The sequence below is a fragment of the Gordonia sp. VNK21 genome, from assembly GCF_046098115.1.
Lineage (GTDB): Bacteria > Actinomycetota > Actinomycetes > Mycobacteriales > Mycobacteriaceae > Gordonia.
In genome coordinates, this window is record NZ_JBJURU010000013.1 from 1 (window position 1) to 18272 (window position 18272).

The 18272-nt window shown below is 70.6% G+C and carries 17 protein-coding genes; 5 read left to right on the forward strand and 12 right to left on the reverse strand.

Features of this window, described 5'->3' with window-relative positions; translation table 11 throughout:
- Together ACJMNC_RS14710 and ACJMNC_RS14715 are read left to right on the forward strand one after the other, a co-directional pair.
- Nucleotides 1-634 (forward strand): acyl-CoA dehydrogenase family protein (locus tag ACJMNC_RS14710; protein WP_408948714.1); only part of this gene is annotated, 634 nt, incomplete at its 5' end.
- A 228-nt stretch (nt 635-862) separates the two neighbouring features.
- Entirely contained in the window at nt 863-2890 is a 2028-nt protein-coding gene (locus ACJMNC_RS14715) for a Dam family site-specific DNA-(adenine-N6)-methyltransferase (RefSeq protein WP_408948715.1), read from the forward strand.
- A 29-nt stretch (nt 2891-2919) separates the two neighbouring features.
- On the opposite strand, the gene ACJMNC_RS14720 is transcribed toward ACJMNC_RS14715, so the two are convergent.
- A complete protein-coding gene (locus tag ACJMNC_RS14720; RefSeq protein WP_408948716.1) occupies nt 2920-4881 on the reverse strand; it encodes an AlwI family type II restriction endonuclease in 1962 nt (653 codons plus the stop codon).
- Between the two features lie 277 nt (nt 4882-5158).
- Between ACJMNC_RS14720 and ACJMNC_RS14725 the strand changes: the two genes are divergently transcribed.
- On the forward strand, nt 5159-5554 hold the full coding sequence (locus ACJMNC_RS14725; RefSeq protein WP_408948717.1) for a nuclear transport factor 2 family protein: 396 nt from the start codon (nt 5159-5161) through the stop codon (nt 5552-5554).
- Between the two features lie 29 nt (nt 5555-5583).
- On the opposite strand, the gene ACJMNC_RS14730 is transcribed toward ACJMNC_RS14725, so the two are convergent.
- From ACJMNC_RS14730 to ACJMNC_RS14760, 7 genes are all read right to left on the reverse strand, one after another.
- Nucleotides 5584-6219: a TetR/AcrR family transcriptional regulator gene (locus ACJMNC_RS14730; protein WP_408948718.1), complete on the reverse strand. Its 636-nt coding sequence runs from the start codon at nt 6217-6219 to the stop codon at nt 5584-5586.
- Nucleotides 6220-6259: 40 nt separating this feature from the next.
- Nucleotides 6260-7204 (reverse strand): oxygenase MpaB family protein, encoded by a 945-nt coding sequence (locus ACJMNC_RS14735; protein WP_408948719.1) that lies wholly within the window; start codon nt 7202-7204, stop codon nt 6260-6262.
- Between the two features lie 96 nt (nt 7205-7300).
- Nucleotides 7301-7972, reverse strand: a complete 672-nt coding sequence (locus ACJMNC_RS14740) for an SDR family oxidoreductase (RefSeq protein WP_408948720.1) — start codon at nt 7970-7972, stop codon at nt 7301-7303.
- Nucleotides 7973-8000: 28 nt separating this feature from the next.
- Complete coding sequence (locus tag ACJMNC_RS14745; protein WP_408948721.1) at nt 8001-9230, reverse strand: MFS transporter; 1230 nt, start codon at nt 9228-9230, stop codon at nt 8001-8003.
- A complete protein-coding gene (locus ACJMNC_RS14750; protein ID WP_408948722.1) occupies nt 9223-9666 on the reverse strand; it encodes a MarR family winged helix-turn-helix transcriptional regulator in 444 nt (147 codons plus the stop codon). Before ACJMNC_RS14750 ends, ACJMNC_RS14745 begins: the two co-directional genes overlap by 8 nt.
- 148 nt (nt 9667-9814) lie before the next feature.
- Nucleotides 9815-11566: a TPM domain-containing protein gene (locus tag ACJMNC_RS14755; protein WP_408948723.1), complete on the reverse strand. Its 1752-nt coding sequence runs from the start codon at nt 11564-11566 to the stop codon at nt 9815-9817.
- Between the two features lie 45 nt (nt 11567-11611).
- Nucleotides 11612-12403 (reverse strand): LLM class F420-dependent oxidoreductase, encoded by a 792-nt coding sequence (locus ACJMNC_RS14760; protein WP_408948724.1) that lies wholly within the window; start codon nt 12401-12403, stop codon nt 11612-11614.
- Nucleotides 12404-12476: 73 nt separating this feature from the next.
- Between ACJMNC_RS14760 and ACJMNC_RS14765 the strand changes: the two genes are divergently transcribed.
- Both ACJMNC_RS14765 and dinB read left to right on the forward strand, forming a co-directional pair.
- Nucleotides 12477-13112, forward strand: coding sequence for a class I SAM-dependent methyltransferase (locus tag ACJMNC_RS14765; RefSeq protein ID WP_408948725.1), 636 nt, complete (start codon nt 12477-12479; stop codon nt 13110-13112).
- Between the two features lie 46 nt (nt 13113-13158).
- The gene (gene dinB / locus ACJMNC_RS14770; protein ID WP_408948726.1) at nt 13159-14406 is read left to right on the forward strand and encodes a DNA polymerase IV; all 1248 of its coding nucleotides are present in this window, start codon (nt 13159-13161) and stop codon (nt 14404-14406) included.
- An 11-nt stretch (nt 14407-14417) separates the two neighbouring features.
- Here the strand turns inward: dinB and ACJMNC_RS14775 are convergent, their stop codons facing one another.
- From ACJMNC_RS14775 to ACJMNC_RS14790, 4 genes are all read right to left on the reverse strand, one after another.
- Nucleotides 14418-15371 (reverse strand): NADP-dependent oxidoreductase, encoded by a 954-nt coding sequence (locus tag ACJMNC_RS14775; protein ID WP_408948727.1) that lies wholly within the window; start codon nt 15369-15371, stop codon nt 14418-14420.
- Between the two features lie 70 nt (nt 15372-15441).
- Nucleotides 15442-16674 carry a PucR family transcriptional regulator gene (locus ACJMNC_RS14780; RefSeq protein ID WP_408948728.1) on the reverse strand — a complete coding sequence of 411 codons (1233 nt, stop codon included), beginning with the start codon at nt 16672-16674 and terminating at the stop codon, nt 15442-15444.
- A gap of 32 nt (nt 16675-16706) precedes the next feature.
- Nucleotides 16707-18131 (reverse strand): phytoene desaturase family protein, encoded by a 1425-nt coding sequence (locus ACJMNC_RS14785; protein WP_408948729.1) that lies wholly within the window; start codon nt 18129-18131, stop codon nt 16707-16709.
- The coding region (locus tag ACJMNC_RS14790) for a DUF3556 domain-containing protein (protein ID WP_408948814.1) at nt 18128-18272 on the reverse strand (145 nt) is incomplete at its 5' end. The genes ACJMNC_RS14785 and ACJMNC_RS14790, both read right to left, overlap by 4 nt.

Consider the following 18272-nt stretch of genomic DNA (forward strand, 5'->3'; position numbering starts at 1 on the left):
CTTCGTGGTGCCGATGAACGCCGACGGCGTCACCGTGGTCCGCCTCGAGCACAAGCTCGGCATCAAGGCCTCCGACACCGCGGTGGTGCGCTTCGACAACGCCCGGGTGCCGGCGGAGAACCTGCTGGGCACCCCGGAGATCAACGTCAAAAAGGGTTTCGGCGGGGTGATGCAGACCTTCGACAACACCCGTCCGCTGGTCGCCGCGATGGCGGTCGGACTGGGCCGGGCCGCCCTCGAGGTGCTGCGCGCGATGCTCGAGGAGGCCGGCCATCCGGTGGACTACGACCGGCCGGCCGCGGCCCAGCACGCCGCCGTCGCGGAGTACCTGCGGCTCGAGTCCGACTGGGAGGCGTCCTGGATGCTGACCTTGCGGGCGGCGTGGATGGCCGACAACAAGCTGCCGAACTCCGCCGAGGCCTCGATGTCCAAGGCCAAGGCCGGTCGCACGGTGACCGAGCTGACCAACAAGGCCGTCGAACTGGCGGCCACCGTCGGCTACTCGGAGACGCAGCTGCTGGAGAAGTGGGCCCGGGATTCGAAGATCCTCGACATCTTCGAGGGCACCCAGCAGATCCAGCAGCTGATCATCGCCCGCCGGATCCTGGGCAAGTCCAGCGCCGATCTGAAGTGAGTACGCGAGGCTGAACCTCACGGGCGCGGCGCGCCCGTGAGGCCGTGGGGCGGCAGACCGGGACCAGCGGACTGCCGCCCCTGCGCATGTCCCGGGTCCGTTCCGCGCTGTGTCAGAGGCCGTGATGTCCGAGCCGGGTGCTACGGTTCTGCCGGAAGATGCAGAAACAGAAATGCTGCCGCGACAGAATCCGGGCGACAGCGGTGCTGGAAGGTGAAGTAGCAGGTCATGCATACTTTTGAGCTCCGCAACCGACGCTACCTGGGCTCTAAACGGCTGGTCCTGCCGGTCATCGCCGAGGTGATCGACACCCTCGACGAGCGCCCGGCCACCGCGGCGGACCTGTTCGCCGGCACCGGCATGGTGGGGCAGTCGCTGGCCCGCGCCGGGATGGCCGTGACCTTCAACGATCTTCTGTCCTCCAACACCACCGTCTACCGGGCCTTCTTCGGAGACGGAGCCGTCCGGCGCGAGCTGCTCGCCGATCTGGTCGAGTCGATCAACGAGACCGATCCGGACCGGCTCGAGGAGAACTACTTCTCGCAGACCTTCGCCGACAGCTACTTCCACGAGGCCAACTGCCGCCTCATCGGGCACTATCGCGAGAGCATCGAGGGCTGGCACGCCGCCGGCACGATCGACGAGCGCGAGCGCGCGGTACTGATCACCAGCCTGCTCTACGGCATGGACAAGGCGGCGGCCACCGTCGGGCACTACGACGCGTACCGGGTGGGTGCGGCGGGGGAGCAGGCCCGGTTGCGGTTCGGTCTGCCCGTGGAGGAGACCTACGAGGCCGGGCACCGGATCACCCGGCGCGATGCCAACGAGCTGGTCCGTGAGGGCCGGTGGGATCTGGTCTACATCGATCCGCCCTATAACTCACGGCAGTACGGCGACCTCTACCACGTGCTCGACAACGTGACGGACTGGAACAAGGGGCCCGTCCAGTACAAGGCGCGCAAGATGGACCGCCGTCACCTCAAGAGCGACTACTGCACCACCCGAGCCGTACCGGCCTTCAGCGATCTCATCGAATCGGTCGATGCGGCGACGATCGTCATGTCCTACAACGACACCGGTGAACGCGGGAACTCCCGTTCGGCCGCGCGGCTGACCGACGATGACATCGTCGAGATCCTCTCCCGGCGGGGCGAGGTGCAGATCGTGGACGTGCCCCACCGCGAGTTCACCACCGGCCGTTCGGGTATCGGCGAGATCGTCGAACGCCTCTTCGTCTGCCGGGTGGGCAGATCCGGTGCGCCGAAGGGTTCGGCTCCGCGCCGTGCGATGAACGCCGCCGCAACCGATGCGGTCGCGCCCAGCACCGATCGCCCGCAGGTGCGCTCGCCGCTGAATTACACCGGGAACAAGAAGCGGCTGGTCACCGAGATCATGCCGTTGCTCCCGCCGCCGTCGGCCCGGCACACCCGGTTCGTGGACGTCTTCGGCGGCAGTATGACCGTCGGCATGAACGCGGGCTTCCCGCAGGCGGTGCTCAACGACGTCCAGACCGACGTGGTGGCGCTGGCGCAGTTGTTCCGGGACGTGCCGCACGCGCAGATCGTCGACGAGGTGGAGAAGCTCGTCGACCGGTACGGGCTCTCGGACAGCAGCCGGCACGGGTACGCCGCGTACGGCGCCAATTCGTCCAACGGGCTGGGCCGGGTGAACAAGGCCGGGTATCTGGCGCTGCGCGATCACTTCAACCGGATGGACAACGCAGATCGGTTGCGGCCCTTCGTCTTCTTCACTCTGGTCGTCTTCGGCTTCAACAATCAGATCCGGTACAACCGGCGCGGCGAGTTCAACATGCCGGTGGGCAAGCGCGACTTCAACGGCCGGGTGCGCAAGAACCTCTTCGACACGGTCGCGCGGATGCACGAGCTGGCCCCGGAACTGTGGACCCTCGACTTCCGGGACGTCTTCGGCAAACTCGAGACGACGGACCTGGTCTACTGCGATCCGCCCTACATCCTGGGCACCGCGCCGTACAACGAGCAGAACGCCTGGACCGCCGACGACGAGACCGACCTGCTCGACGCGCTCGCCGGATTCGCCGCCCGGGGCGGTACCTTCGGTCTCTCGAATGTGCTCAGTCACAAGGGCTCCGAGCACGATCAACTGATCGACTGGGCGTCCGGCCACGGCTTCGCCGTGCATACCCTGGACTACAGTTATGCCAACTCCTCGTACCACCGCAAGGACCGCAACGCCTCCCGGGAGGTGCTGATCACCAACTGGTCCACCCCGCAGTGACACCGGCCGCCGAATCTCCGCGAGAACGGTCAGTGCACGAGGGATCTGAGCCGCGCCGCCAACTGTGCATTCCAATCTCCGTTGAGATGCTCCACGTCACGGTGCTCGCCCTCATCGGCGACGGCGTCGAGGATCGGTGTCAGATCAGTTGCCGCACCGGCGATCTCAATCCAGTCGCGGGTGCTCAGTGAGACGATCACCGGACGGGCGGTGCCGATGCCGCCGTCTGTCGGCGTCATCTCCATCAGCCGGGCGAAGCCGAAGATCCGCGCCACGTTCGGGTCCACCTCGTTGGCGATGAAGAGTGTGAGCACCGACAGCTCCGGACGCTCGCAGCTCAGATTCACCGCGTGCCGGAGCACCGGCTCGAGCTCGCCGCGACGCTGCGTCCCCGGATCCATCAGGGTCACTTCCACCAGCACCAGCCGGCCGCCGTGCTCGAACTCGATGTCGCCTCGGCCGCCCGGGGCGTGGCTGATCGGCAGGAAGTCGCCGTCAAGCGAGAGTCCCAGGGCCGCACGCGGATCGAACGAGCGGCCCGAGGCGTAGTAGCAGCTGAGGCCGACCAGATACTCGTAGGCGCACGGTACCGTCGTCTTGCCCAGGCCCGCGGCGTCCAGTGCGTCTGCGAGCCGGGGATCGGGATAGTCCTCGGCGATCCGCTGCAGGTGTGCCAGCACCCGCTCGGGTGGGAAGGCCGCGGAGACGATGGCATCGAAGCGTTGCAGGTCCAGTGCGTCGACGAATGCCTGAACGGCGTCGGGTGCGATGCCGTAGTCGGCGGAGATCGCGGCGTCGGTGCGCGCGATGGCGCTCTCGCCGAAGAGGTCGACCAGACCGATCGCGCGGGCGGCGGGGGCCGGCGGGCTCACCGCATGCACGGCCAGCTGGTCGTCGACCATCCGGAAGAAGGCTGCGGCATAGGCGGATCCCACGCTCACCTGGTCGTCGGCCACCGACAGCACACCGGTGGCGGTGAGGATTCTCAGGTTGTTGTCCAGATACTCGCCCACCAGCGCCGACGTCCGGCCATCGGCGGCGATCCTGAGCAGTCCGCGGCGGAAGTCGGCGTCGTCGCCGTGAAAGCCGGGGTAGCCGGCCTGGTCGTGAATCTGTTGCGGGGTAGCGGTCTTCGATCGCAGTTCGGGCAGATACCTGCCCGGTTCGAAGCGCCCGCGGACCGTCCCGGCGCCGTCGTGGACCGCCCGGCGGAGCGCGGCGAGGCTCTGCCGGTCGGGGTGCTCCCGGAAAGCGGAGAGCGCCTCGACGAAGACCCGGTAGCGCTCCACGTAGGTGTTGCCCTTGCGGTTGGGGAACGACTCTCCGTCGACGATGCCGGTCGCGACGAACTCGGCCTCGGCGGGGGAGAGCTCGCTGCCTGCGGCGAGGGCGCTGCCCCGATCGAGTGCGCTGCTGCGCATCCGTTCGACGGTGCCGGCGAGCAGGTCCGCGTCGGCGCCCAGGTCACGGGGACCGGCGATGAAGACCGTCGCGAACTCTTCGGTGCTGAGCCGGCCGATTCTGTTCAGCACGCGCAGCAGTAGACGGACCGGGAAGAAGACGCCGTCGTCGGTGGGTTCGGTGTAGGAGAGCACGCCGCGCAGCACGGCGGAGTTCTCGGGTGTGAGGTGGCAGAGCCGGTCGAAGCGATCGGCCGTGCGGTCCGAACCGGTGGCGAACATGGTGCCCAGAGCGGTCGGCCGGCGCTCGTCGTCCACCAGCCCCAGTTTGAGCAGGGCATTGGTGTAGGTCCGGGCCCGCTTCTGCGCGTCTGGGCCGGAGATCGGTCCGCCGCCGCGCCCGAAGGCCTCGGGGGCCTCGGCGCGCAGCAGATCGTAGAACTCGCCCTGCAGTGCCGGATTGCGCTCCCAGCGGCGGTCGTCCACTCGCCAGCGGCGCAGCACTCCGAGTGCGGCCTGGTAGTCGGCGATGACCTCCTTGCGACGGAACGAGGTGTCGCCGAGGTGGACGAGGTTCGTGGCGCGCGGCACCGGTCAGGATCCCGTCCGCAGCACGCGTCCGCCGGAGTGGTCTGCGCTGGGGCCGGCGGCGAGCACCTCACGGCATTCGTCGGCGGGAAGTTCCTGATGGCGCACCCCTGCAGGGTAGCCGTTGGGCTCGGCCGCACCCGCGGACGTCCGACGGGCGACGCCCGCCTGCTCCCGGAAAACCTCCCGACGGGCCGCCGTGCGCCTGCTATCGTGCGACTAGAACACGTTCTACTTTGCCCCGGGCAGCCGGGCGAGATCCGCCTGAACAGGAGAACCCATGACCACCGAGCCGATCGCCACGCCCAGCACCGAGCAGATCACCGCCGTCGTCGAGTCCTACATCGAATACCTGACCACCGGCACCGCCGAGCAGATCGCCGATCTGTACGCCGACGGCGCCACCGTCGAGGACCCGATCGGCGCTCCGATCCGCAGCACCCGCGAGGAACTGGTCGAGTTCTACGGGGTCATCACCGGGATGGACGACCGGCGTGCGACGCTCGCGTGGTCCAAGATCGCCGGCGACACCGCCGTCTTCGAGTTCACGCTGGTCACCGGTACCGCAGGCATGTCCTTCGAGATCACCCCGGTCGACATCATGGTCTTCGATGCCGAGGGCAAGATCGTGTCGATGCGGGCGGTCTGGCAGCAGTCCGACCTCAAACAGCTCTAGGGGCCCGCCTTCGTCGCTCTCCGCCCGGGTCAGGCGTCGCGCAATGCGCGGTAGACCGCGGCGCCCACGAGCCGGCCGAGTTCCTCGGGATCGAGTTGTGTGCGGGGGACGCCGTCGAGGCCGAGGAGGGTGCGGACTGCGCTTTCGCCGGCACTGACCCACAGATCCACGAGGATCGGCAGTTTCACATCGGGGTGGTCGGTGCCCCAGACCTCGAGGGTCGGCCGCAACAGCGTGGCGCAGCGGTCCACGATCATCGCCCGGCCGCGGCCGAAGAGGTCGATGACCTCGGTGTCGGGGTCGCCGTAGAGCAGTTTCCACGACTCCGGCCGGTGCGCGGCCGCGGCGAGCAACACCTGGAAGCCCTCGATGAAGACGTCCTCGTCGGCGTTGACCCGGCGCTTCTGCAGGATTTCGGCCATCGCCTGCCCGAGGTACATCTCCTCGCGGTCGATCAACGCGGACAGGATCTCGGTGCGTCCGGGGAAGCACGAGTAGACGACCGGCCGGGTCACCTCCAGACGGGCGGCCACGGCGGCCACCGTGACCGCGGAGATGCCTTCGTCGCAGGCGATCTGCAGGGCGGTGTCGAGGATCTGCGGCCGGCGCCGGGCGGGTCCGAGGTGTTCGGCACGGGGGCGTGCCGGACGGGTCGACTCGGGCACCGGGACCTTTCGTTCTACGGGTGGCGGGCGGACCCCGGCATCATGCCGGGGTCCGCTGTTCAGCGTATCGCTCACGGGCCTGCGCCACCGAGACCGTGGCCGGATTCTGCGGAACTCCGCCACGGCGGTGCTGGCGGTACAGGTCGGCGGTCATCGGACCGATCAGCCGCGGCAGCAGCTGCTCGAGCAGCTCGGGGCGTGCACCGGCCAGTCGCATCAGGGCTTGGGCGGCGGGGATGTAGCCGGCCTCGAGCAGGCGGGGCTGGTCGAAGCCGCCCAGTTCACGCATCCAGCGGGGAAGGGTGGCGACGGCCGCGGGCGCCACGGCGCGCGCGCCGGCCCACAGCGTCAGGCCCCGATCGCGAGGTGTGTACAGCAGGTAGTGCATGCCTCGGCGGGCGCGCTCGGAGACGCACAGGGTGGGCCGGACCTGCGCGAAGTACTCGCGGACCTCGGCGCGGGAGGTGGGTACCTCCGCCTCCCGGCAGGTCTGCAGGCCCGCAGCGATCACGCACTCGGCCCAGAACTGCTGCTCCTCATCCGGATCGAGGGGTCCGGGGCCGAAGACCTCGTAGCACTTGAGGACCGAATGCCATCCGGTGATATGGATCCACAGCTGCGAGGCGGGGTTGTTGGCGCTGTAGCGCTTGCCGCTGATCGGCTCGATTCCGGTGGACTGGGCGTGCACCCGCAGGAGGTGATCGGCGGCCGAGACCGCGGTCCGACCGTCGCCGACGGCGGCGATCAGGAAGTAGGCGAAGGTGTGGTCGAGGCGGCCGCGCGGATCACTGTAGATCCCGCCGAGATCGGCGACGGCGGCGGTGAGGCCGGGGTCGAAGTGCTCCAGGGTCACCGCGCGCTGGAAGCCGATGAGTGCGGTGGGGTGCGTCCAGACCTTCCAGGTGGGCGAGTCCGGCCCGAAGAAGCCGTAGTCCGTCTCGCGCAGGGTGGGTCGGGTGAGTTCCAGGGCGGGTCGATCCTGCATGCCGAACTCCTCGGTCTGCCATATTATTCACTGGCGTAGGAATTGATTTCCTACGGGACTGTAGCAACCTGTGCCGAGTGAGGGAAGGGCGGCGTGTCAGCGCGGGCGCAACACGATCTCGGTGGGATGGGCGTCGGCGGGAGCGGCGATCGCCTGCGCCACAGCAGCGGCGACGCTCTCCGGCCGCAGGTAGCGGGCGGGATCGTAGACGCCGCCTTCACGGGCGACGATCTCACGCTGCATGTCGGTGTCGATACGGCCGGGAAAGACCGAGGTGACACGGAGACTGGGCTCTTCGGCGCGCAGGCCGTCGGCGAGCGCCCGCAAGGCGAATTTGCTTGCGGCATAGGGCGTCCAGCCCGGCCGGACGTTGCGGCCGGCCCCGGAGTTGATGAAGACGACATGTCCGCCCCGGGACCGCAGTGCCGGCAGCAGGAGCCGGGTCAGCTCGGCGGCGGCCACCACATTGATCTCGAGCAGCGCCCGCCACTCGTCGGCCGGGGTCTCGCTGACCGGTTCGAGGCTCGAGGCGATGCCGGCACTGTGCACCAGGACGTCGAGTTCGTCGATCGTCTCGACGGCCGCAGCGACGGCGTCGTCGTCGGTCAGGTCCACCGGCAGGGTCACCGCGCCATCGAGGCTCGACGCGAGGCCGTCGAGCGACGACGATCCGCGGCCGCCGAGGATCAGATCGTGGCTGGGCTGCAGGGCCCGGGCGATGTGGGCGCCGAGGCCTCGGCCGGCGCCGGTGATGAGGGCAGTGGGCATGGACCCACACGCTACGCCGGGATCGCGGTCAGAACTCCTCCGCGCCCACCAGGACGGCGTCGGCCGGCAGCGCCCGCGACGGCCGGCCGTGTGCGACGAGCAGCGCCACGACGGCGAGCGCGCAGTAGCCGACGGCGAACCAGAACGGCGCCGGGGCGCCGAACCAGTCGGCCAGGTAGGCCACCAGGATGGCCGAGATCGCGCCGCCCATCCAGCGCAGGAAGCTGTAACCGGCGCTGGCCACCGAGCGCGGCGTGCCGGCGTCGACGGCCGACATGGCGACTCCGGTGAACAGGGTGTTGAGCACACCGGACGGGATGCCCGACAGAGCCACGGCCAGACAGATCAGCCAGACCTGGTCGATGGCCACCCCCACGCCGGCGAGGGCCATCACCACGGCGTAGGCGGTGATCGCGCCGATCACGCCACCGCGATCGCCCACCGCCCGGGCGATGCCCGGAGCCAGGAACACCCCGGCCAGGGCGGTGAGCACGCCCCAGGCGAAGAACACCATGCCGGCGTTGATCGGCCGCATCCCCATGGCGATCGGGGCCCAGGCGATCACGGTGAACAGCGCGCCGGTGTAGAAGGCCGACGCCAGCGAGTTGATGGCCAGGTTGCGGTTGCGCAGCGCTTTGAGCGGATCGAGCAGGGTGACCTTGGGCCGGTCGGAGATCGGCCCGTCCGGCGGCAGCATGACGGCGCAGAGGATGGCTCCGGCGAGCATGAGCAGCGCAGTGCCGCCGAACGGTGCGCGCCAGGACCATTCGCCGAGCAGAGCGCCGAGCAGCGGGCCGACGGCCAGACCGATGCCCAGGGCCGCCTCGTAGAGCAGGATGGCGCCCTGCTGGCCGCCCCGGGCCTGGCCGACGATGAAGGCGAGCGCGGTGGCGATGAACAGGGCATTGCCCAGGCCCCAGATCACGCGCAGGGCGATGAGCTGGTCGATGTCGGAAGCGAAGGTGGACACCCCGGCGGCGATCACGATGCAGATCAGGCCGGTGACCAGGGTGCGCTTGGGGCCGAACCGGTACGCAGCCACACCGGTGAGCAGCATGGCGAGTACCTGGACGCCGAGATAGACGCCGAAGAGCAGGGTCAGTTTGTTCGGCGGCGCATCGAGGGCTTCGGCGATGGTGTGCAGGATCGGGTCCACCAGGCCGATGCCCATGAAGGCGACGACCGCGGCGAAGGCGGTGATCCAGACGGTGCGGGGCTGGCCCTTGATCGCTGAGCTCAAAGAGTGGTCACTACTCATGGTTCTCCAATCGTGCGTGCAGGGCCTGCAGTGCGGGGACGGCTGCCGCGAGTGCGGATTTGTGTTCTGGGGTGAGGGACTCGAAGGCGGCGGTCAGCGTGGCATCGCGCTGGACCTGCGTCTCCTCGACGGCTGCCCGGCCGGCCGGGGTGAGTTCGATCAGCACCGCGCGCCGGTCGTCGGGATCGGGATGGCGGGCGACGAAGCCCTTGCCCACCAGGTTCTCGATCAGGGTGGTGGCCGACGGCATCCGGATGGATTCGCGCTGGGCGAATTCGCCCATCCGCATCGGACCGTGATCGAACAGGGTGGTCACCGCCGCGGCGTGCGCCGCGGTGACCCCGGGGGTGGGAGAGTGGCGCCGCAGTGACAGGTACAGGCGGGTCAGCCACCGGCGCAGGCCGGTGATCGTCTGGAGATCCTCGGAATCACTCACATAGGCATTCTAATAGTTAGAATGCCTAAATAACAATCGGCCACAATCCAATGCCCAGAAGCTGAGAACCGGGAAACCCGAGAACCTGGGTGTCAGCGTGCTCGGTGACGAGCGGGCAGTGGTGTCAGCGGGTGGTGTCAGCGGGTGGTCAGTGCCGGCCGCCGGTGCCGATCCGTCCGCCGGTCTCCGGCCCGCCGAACGAGACGGGACTGCGGCCGCCGCTGGTGTAGCCGCGCGCCCACTGCGCCGTGGCCGCGTCCTCCTCGGTGACCACCGCGTCGACGAGTACGCCGGTGAGCACGGCCGCCAGATCCCCGTCGGGCGTGGGGCCGGCCAGCCAGGCCGTCACATCGGCCTGGGCGTGTGCGAGGGCCTGTTCGGCCAGCTCGCGTGCGCGTCCGGCTTCCTCGGCGCCGGCGGGGGAGCCGGCGGTCTGGGCCGCGTCGAGGAGCCGTTCGGCCTCGGACAGCTCGGTGCGGGCGACCACGCCGACGGCCGCGCGGCGGGTGTCGAGGAAGTTCTCGGCCGCGGCCACCGCGACGGTGGCCTGCTCGAGTGCGGTCGTGGTGTCGGCACCGCCGGAGCGGCCGTCGGCGGCGCGACGCAGGTTCTTGGTGGCGTCGTCGACGCCGTCGAGCAGCCGCCCGGCCGCATCGACGGCCGCCTCGGCCGACCGCACAGCCGCGGCGGCCGGTGAGTCGCCGGTATCGGCATCGGCGAGCACCTCGCGGCCCTGGGCCAGTGCATCGGCGGCGAAACCGCTCAGCTCGCGGGCCAGGTCCACATTCCCGGTCACGGAGGTCGCGAGCGGGGAGTCCGACCACGGTGCGAGCGCGTCCAGTTCGCCGTCCTCGGAACCGAAGCGGGCGGTGAGCTCGGCCAGTCGCGCCTCCACCGCAGTGATCCTGGCCTGCGGGTCGTCGAGCAGATCGCGGACGCCGTCGAAGGCGGTGGCCTGGGCATCGAGTGCGGCGTCGGCGTCCGAGCACATCGCGATGATCTGGATGAGCAGAGTGCGCCGTTCGTCCTCGGTGAGGTCCGGGGTCTCGTCGAGCCGCCGGCGCAGCCGGAACGAGGTGGCCAGGGCGCTCTCGGCGGTGTGCAGCGCCGCATCGAAGCCGCCGGTGGCGCCGGAGCCCGCTTCGGCGCGGGCCAGCGCCAGCTCGTCGGCGCTCGCCGAGACCGCGTTGTCGGTGGCGATCAGGCATTCGGCCGCCCACGGCTCGAGTTCGCCGATCGGGCGGCTGGCGAGCTGGTCCACGGTCAGTTCGGTGTGACGGCCCGCCGCGGCGTCGTCGCGCCCGGGCCGCCGGCGCAGCACGAGCAGGGCCAGAACCGCCAGCACCAGCAGTACGCCCACCACGGCGAGCACGATCCGCCAGGTGTAGGACTCGCCGGTGGCGTCACCGAGCGCTCCGGCCGTATCGGTGATCGCCTCGGTCCACTGCGACTTCTCGAGGGCCGGGCGCACCGACTGCGAGCCGATCCGGTCCAGCTCACTGCGACTGAGGTCCTCGATGGACTCCGGGTCGTTCAGGGCGTACGTGCGGTCCGATGTCGAAATGGTCAGCAGCACATCGTGATACGAGAGCTCCGACAAGTCGGCCGTCCGGGCGGCGAAGTCTCTCGGGCTCAGCCCGCCGAAGTCGTTGACCAGCACCACCCACAGGTCGATGTCGTGGCGTCTGCTCAGATCGTCGATCGCCTTGGCGACCGATGCCTCCTGCTGGGGATCGAGGACGGCGGCGGCGTCGACGAGGTTCGCCGGCAGGCGTATCGGGGCGTCCGCGCCGGCCCGGCCGGCGGGAGCGGCGGCCAGCACCAGCAGTGCCGACAGCAGGGTGAGCAGGAATGCCCGGAGCAGACGGGCCGTGCGCGGCTTCCGGTGGACCGAGATCATGACGTCCAATCTAGTCGGTGCGGGCAGCGGAACGGGCCGCAGCGATCAGCTGCCCGCGGCGCGCCAGTCCACGAGCAGGCGGGCGGCCGACAGATCGTAGTCGGGGCCGTCGGCCGAGACCGTCAGCAGCGAGACGCCCTCGGCGGTCAGCGCGTCGACGAAACGCAGCGTCTCGTTCTTGTCGCCGGTGTAGCGGATCTCCGCCGAGCGCTCGATGGCGGCCGGATCGCGGCCCACGTCGGCGCAGTGCTGCGCCAGCACTGCGGACTTGTGCCGGTAACTGTCGACGCCGACGAACGAGTGCCAGATGTCGCCGTGCGTCGCGACGTGCCGCAGGGTCTTCCGTTCGCCGCTGCCGCCGATGAGGATCGGAATCCGGCGCAGCGGAGCCGGATTGAGCCGATTCAGGCGGGAGGTGATGCGGGGGAGTGCCGCACCGAGGTCGTCGAGCCGGGTGCCGGCGGTGCCGAAGTCGTAGCCGTACTCGTCGTAGTCCCGCTGGAACCAGCCGCCGCCGATGCCCAGGATCAGACGGCCGCCGCTGATGTGGTCCACCGTGCGCGCCATGTCGGCCAGCAGATCCGGGTTGCGGTAGGAGTTGCAGGTGACCAGGGCGCCGAACTCGACGCGTTCGGTCTGCTCGGCCCACGCCCCGAGCATCGTCCAGCATTCGAAATGCGAACCGTCGGGATCGCCGTAGAGCGGATAGAAGTGGTCCCAGTTGAAGACGACGTCCACGCCGAGGTCTTCGGCGCGCAGGACGGCGTCGCGGATCAGGGAGTAGTCGGGTGCGTGCTGCGGCTGGAGTTGGATGCCGATGCGGATCGGAAAGGCCATGCATCCAGTGTGCACGCCGTGCGCCGTGCGCATCGGGTGAGTGGCAGAACCGTTCAGCGATACCCTGGGGTGTATGAGCCACGAGCACAGCGACCATGCACAGCACCCGCACTCGGCGCAGGAGTGGGATGAGCGGTACTCGAGTGAGGCCCGGGTGTGGACCGATCAGGTCAATCCCGCCCTTGCGCGGGAGGCGGCGTCCTTGCCCCCGGGCCGGGCGCTGGATGTGGGCAGTGGGGAAGGGGCCGACGCCCGTTGGCTCGCCGATCACGGGTGGACCGTGGTCGCCGTGGACATCTCGCAGGTGGCGCTGGACCGGGCGGCGGCGATGGATTCACGTGAAACCATCGACTGGGTCCGGGCCGACCTCACCGTCGATCCGGTGCCGGGCGGACCCTTCGACCTGGTGTCGCTGCAGTACTTCCCGCTCGCGGTCGACCGCGGCGAGGTCCTCGACCGGCTGTTCGCGGCGCTCGCACCCGGCGGCACCCTGCTGATGGTGGCGCACGACGAGGCCTCGGTCCGGGAGCACGGCCGCAACCCCGACGAGTACGTCCAGCCCGCCGCCGTCGCCGCACGCTTCGGCGACCGGCTGGAGGTGCAGATTCTGGAGTCGCTCGAACGCGGCCGCCCGGCCGGCGGCGCCGCCGCACCGCGCCACATGAACGACGTCGTCCTCAAGGCCCGCCGGCGGCCGGCCGCCGGCTGATCCCGGAGCTCGCACCGGTGTCGTAGCCCGGTGAGACCATCGGGCCATGACGATCGACGGCCGCCCGCGCACCGAGGCCTCGATCCTGCACGCCGATCTCGACTCGTTCTACGCCTCCGTGGAGCAGCGCGACGATCCCGCGCTGCGCGGGCGTCCGGTGCTCGTCGGCGGTTCGGTGGTGGTGGCCGCCAGCTACGAGGCCAAGGCGCTCGGGGTCCGCACCCCGATGCCCGGCCATCAGGCCCGGGCGCTGTGCCGCGGCCGCGCGATCACCGTCAGTCCCCGGTTCGCGGAGTACACCGCGGCGAGCCGCGCGGTCTTCGCGGTCTTCGAGGACACCACCCCGGCGGTGGAGGGGCTCTCGGTGGACGAGGCCTTCCTCGACGTGGCCGGCCTGCGCCGCATCGCGGGCACTCCGGTGCAGATCGCCGAGCGGCTGCGGCACCGGATCCGCGCCGAGGTGGGCCTGCCGATCACCATCGGCGTGGCCCGGACCAAATTCCTCGCCAAGGTGGCCAGCGGGGCCGGCAAACCGGACGGGCTGCTCGAGGTGGCGCCCGACGCCGAACTCGAGTTCCTCCGCCCGCTGCCGGTCCGCAGTCTGTGGGGAGTGGGAGCGAAGACCGAGCAGCGGCTCGTCGCCGTCGGCATCACCAGGGTCGGGCAGCTCGCCGACTTGGGGGAGGAGCGGTTGTCGGCCCTCCTCGGTCCGGGCCCGGGCGGGCATCTGTATGCATTGGCCACCGCGCACGACCCGCGGCCGGTGCAGACCCGCCGACGGCGCCGGTCCATCGGCGCCCAGCGCGCCCTCGGCCGCGGACCCAAAGATCCCGACGAGCTCGCCGCCGTCCTGATGGCGATCGTCGACGGTCTGGGCCGCCGGCTGCGAGCGGCCCAGCGGCACTGTCGCACCGTGGTCCTGCGGCTGCGTTTCGACGACTTCGGCACGGCCACCCGCTCGCGCTCGGTCCGCCGGCCCACCGACTCGACCGCGGTGCTGCTCGCCGTCGCGGAGGCTCTGCTCGACGAGGCCATGCCGCTGCTGCGGGGGCGAGGCTGCACGCTCATCGGGCTGTCGCTGACCAACCTCGGCGAGGCGGCGGCCGAGCAGCTGACCTTCACCTTCGGTGACGGCGAGCCCGCGCGGACCTCACCGGAGGCGACCGATCGCCGCGTGGCCGGTCTGGACCGGATGCTCGACCAGGTGCGCGACCGGTACGGCCGGCAGGCGATCACCCGCGGCCGGCTGGTGCACCGACCGTCACCCGACGAGACGCCCCGGTTGCCGGATTAGCGATCAGCCGCTCACTCGCCGGCGCGGGCGTCGAGCAGCACCTTGCCGCGGGCCCGGCCGGCCGCGACCGTCTCGAGCGCCTCGCGGGCCCCGGACAGCGGAACGATGCCGGCCACGGGCACCTCGAGCCGGCCGTCGCCGAGCATCGCGATCAGTTCAGGCCGGACGGCGTCGCGGAAGGCCGCGCTGGCCGGCCGGGTGCCGGCCAATGCGAGGAAGCCGTGCTCGCGTGCGGCCGGTGCTGCGGCGACGGTGACGATCCGCGCCCGATCGGGCACCAGTTCCAGGCTCGCCGCCACCGCCTCGTCCGTGCCGGCGGCGTCGAGGGCGGCCACCACGCCGCCCGGCGCCGCCTCGCGGACGCGGCCGGCCAGGCCGGGGCCGTACGGGACGGCGATTCCGTGGTAGCGCCGGACGGCGGCGAGATTGTCCGGGCCCGCCGTCCCGACCACCGTGATCCCGGCCGCCCGGGCCAGCTGCAGGGCGATCGCGCCCACCGCCCCGGAAGCGCCGTGCAGCAGCACCGTGTCGCCGCGCCGGGCACCGGAGCGCTCGAGCAGCTCGGCGGCCGTGCAGCCGGCCAGCAGCAGCCCGGCCGCCTGATCGGCAGGGGCGCCGACCGGCCGCGCGAAGGCATCGCGGGCGGCGATCGTGATCTCCCGCGTGTAGCCGCCGTGGATGCGGAAGGCCACCACTTCGTCGCCCACCGCCACCGGTCCCGAGCCGATCGGGGTGTCGCGGCCCACGGCGGTGACCGTCCCGCTGATCTCGTAGCCGATCGGCATCGGGAACCGGTCCGGATCACCCGGCCGCATCGCGTGCTTCAGGTCGGCCGGATTGACGCCCGCGTACCGCACCCGCACGGTGATCTCGCCCGGTTCCGGTGCGGAAACCGGGAGCGGCCTCACGGCGAAGTCGTCGAGCCCGCCGCTGCCGCGGGCGATCCAGGTCTCGGAGGTCGTCATCGGTCCAGTGTGGCCCGCCGGTCGATCGCCGGCATCGGGCCGGTGGCGCCGCGCCGCGCCGCGGCGGTGGTCACCGCTGCAGAACTGCCGGACCGAGATAGTGACAGGCGGCCAGGGCGAGCGCGAGATTCATCCGGTCATGGTGCGCGGGCAGCGCATCCATCGCCTTGCCGATCCGGTACTTGACGGTGTTGGGGTGCAGCGTCATCGCCTTGGCGGTGTGTACGTGACTCTCGCCGCGCGCGAGGTATTCGGACAAGGTCTCGCGCAGCACTTCGGTTCCGGGACTGTCGGCGGCCAGGGGGCCGAGCAACTCGTGCACCCATGCCCGGGTGGAGTCCAGATCCCGGGTCATCAGCGAGACGGCGGCCACGCCGGGGTCGCCGTAGCCGATGATCGGCGGACCGGGACGGCCGATCGTGGTCGCCAACTCGTAGGCGGCCTGTGCCTGCCGGTGCGAACGCTGGAATCCGCCGACGTCGGCGGCTGGGAGTCCGACGGCCGCGTGCACGCCGTCGGGCAATGCTGCGGCCCCGGTGAGCGCCGCCGAATCGACGGCCGGAACCTGCTGTCCGAACGGCACCCACAGCCAGATGGTGTGACGATCGGAGGCGACGATGATCGGCGGGCCGGGCGGGTGCAGGGAACTTGCGAGAGCCCGCGCCGCCGCATCCACCCGGGCGAGCGTGACCTGCGGGCTCTGCGACCACACGATCATCGCCAGATGCGTGCGGTCGAGCCGGTAGTGCGTCTCCCGTTCGAAGCCGGTCACGTCGACGGCCTCCGGTGCAGCGGCTTCGAGGAGTTGATTGACCATCGAGGAGAAGGCGGTTCCCTCCACACCGATCCACCGCCGCCGTTCCTCCTCGTACGCCTGGAAGACATAGCGGGTGATCCAGTCGATGTAGTCGAAGGACAGTTGCAGGATGCGTCGCGTCACCGCGAGCGCCAGCCCGCTGGGCAGGTCCATCTCGGCGAGATACCGCAGGCACAGGTCGTTGTACTCGTACTCGCCCACCCGGTAGGCGCGCATGAGAGAGTCCGTCGGCACCTCCCGCTGGGCCAGCCGCAATGCGTACTCCACGGCGGCGGTGGTCGGCTGCAGGTGCTCGAGCGGGATGTCGTTGGCGAGCACGTGATTGATGGTCGTGATGTTGCCTTCGATGCTCGAGTGCAGCAGCTCCACCATCACCGGGTCGTCGCCGAGATGCTCGATCGAGGTCATCGACGCGGTCATGCCGGCGATCATCTCGTCGGCGGATCGACGCATCCGTTCGGCGACCGCCGCGAGTGCCTCCCGCACCTCCGGGTCCGTGGGCTCTCTCGGCGCGCGCGTCACCGCACCTGCACCCCCGCACGCTTGAGGGCGCTGTTCGCCGCATTCGCACCGCACAGGCCGTGGATCCCGGCGCCGGGCGGCGCCGCCTGGGAGCACAGGTACACACCGTCGACGCCGGTGCGGTACGGATCGATCGCCGTCCGCGGCCGCATCACCATCTGCAGGCCGCTGTTGGCGCCGCCGATGATGTCGCCGCCCGCGTAGTTCCGGTTGTACTGCTCGAGCGCCACGGTGCCGCGGGAGGTCGTCGCGACGATCTGATCGCGGAACCCCGGCGCGAAGCGTTCGATCTGCGCGATGACCGCCTCGGTGGCATCGCCGGCGTAGCCCTTCGGGACGTGGGCATAGGCCCAGATCGGGTTGAGCTCGCCGTTGCTCCGCGTCGGGTCGGCCAGGTACTGCTGGCCGACCAGCACGAAGGGGTTCGGCACCATCACGCCGGCGGCGCGTTGCTTCTCCGTCGACGCGATCTCGGCCAGATCGCCGCCCAGATGCACCGTGCCGGCGCGCCCGGCCTCGGGATTGCGCCAGCCGATGTCGCCGCGGATCGCGAAATCGACCTTGAAGGCCGAGGAGCCGACCCGGTATTTGCCGTAGGCCTTCGCGATGCGTGCCGGCATCAGGTCGCCGTACAGCGAAAGCGTCTGGGCCGCAGAAAGATCCAGCATGACGATGTCGGCGTCCGGGATCTGCCTGCGGTTCGTGACGCTCACCCCGGTCTCGATGACGGCACCCAGATCGGTGAGCGCCGCCGCCGCGGCGCGGGTGATGGCACCGGTGCCGCCCACGGCGACCGGCCAGCCGAAACGGTGTCCGCTGGCGGTGATCATCAGGCCCAGGGAGGCGGTCAGCGGCGCGTCGAGCCGGGTGAAGGCGTGGGCTGCGACACCGGCGAACAGCGCCCGGGCCCGGGGGGTGCGGAACAGCCGCGCCAGAACGGTGGCCGGCAGCAGGGCGCGTGGCCCGAAGGCGCCGAGCCGCAGCGGGTGGCGGGGCACGTTCACCAGGGGGCGCAACAGGTCCGGGCCCAGTTCGTCGAAGCCCGACACCAGATCGCCGAAGACCAGCCGCCAGCGGCGTTCGTCGACGCCGAGTCCGGCCGCGGTCTGCTCCAGCGACCGGTACAGCAGTCCCACGTCGCCGTCGTCGAGCGGGTGCGCGCAGTCGATCTCCGGCCACGCCCACGACAGGCCGTAGCGTTCGAGGCCCACGTCCTTCCAGAACGGGGAGCCCACGCCGAGCGGGTGGAAGGCCGCGCAGTAGTCGTGGATGAGGCCGGGGACCTCGAGTTCACCGGACCTCGCCCCGCCGCCCACGGTGTCCGCCGCCTCCAGGACGGTGACCTGCACCCCGTGACGGGCGAGCTGCAGGCCGGCGGCGAGCCCGTTGGGCCCGCCGCCGACCACGACTGCCGTGGTCATTGCAGGACCGTTCCCGGCCGGTTCGGGGCGTCCGCACTGCGCCAGGTCACCGTGACCGGGATCGGACCGTTCGGCAGCCACGGCTGTTCGGCGACCGCGTCGCGAACATCCCACGTGCCACGCTCGATGACCCCGAGGGCG

Excerpts from the sequence above, each read along its gene's own strand:
- ACJMNC_RS14765 (WP_408948725.1), top strand. The coding sequence starts at position 12,477 with ATGAGCCACGAGCACAGCGACCATGCACAGCACCCGCACTCGGCGCAG.
- ACJMNC_RS14775 (WP_408948727.1), bottom strand. The coding sequence starts at position 15,371 with ATGACGACCTCCGAGACCTGGATCGCCCGCGGCAGCGGCGGGCTCGAC.
- ACJMNC_RS14785 (WP_408948729.1), bottom strand. The coding sequence starts at position 18,131 with ATGACCACGGCAGTCGTGGTCGGCGGCGGGCCCAACGGGCTCGCCGCC.
- ACJMNC_RS14715 (WP_408948715.1), top strand. The coding sequence starts at position 863 with ATGCATACTTTTGAGCTCCGCAACCGACGCTACCTGGGCTCTAAACGG.
- ACJMNC_RS14745 (WP_408948721.1), bottom strand. The coding sequence starts at position 9,230 with ATGAGTAGTGACCACTCTTTGAGCTCAGCGATCAAGGGCCAGCCCCGC.
- dinB (WP_408948726.1), top strand. The coding sequence starts at position 13,159 with ATGACGATCGACGGCCGCCCGCGCACCGAGGCCTCGATCCTGCACGCC.
- ACJMNC_RS14740 (WP_408948720.1), bottom strand. The coding sequence starts at position 7,972 with ATGCCCACTGCCCTCATCACCGGCGCCGGCCGAGGCCTCGGCGCCCAC.
- ACJMNC_RS14760 (WP_408948724.1), bottom strand. The coding sequence starts at position 12,403 with ATGGCCTTTCCGATCCGCATCGGCATCCAACTCCAGCCGCAGCACGCA.
- ACJMNC_RS14735 (WP_408948719.1), bottom strand. The coding sequence starts at position 7,204 with ATGCAGGATCGACCCGCCCTGGAACTCACCCGACCCACCCTGCGCGAG.
- ACJMNC_RS14725 (WP_408948717.1), top strand. The coding sequence starts at position 5,159 with ATGACCACCGAGCCGATCGCCACGCCCAGCACCGAGCAGATCACCGCC.
- ACJMNC_RS14755 (WP_408948723.1), bottom strand. The coding sequence starts at position 11,566 with ATGATCTCGGTCCACCGGAAGCCGCGCACGGCCCGTCTGCTCCGGGCA.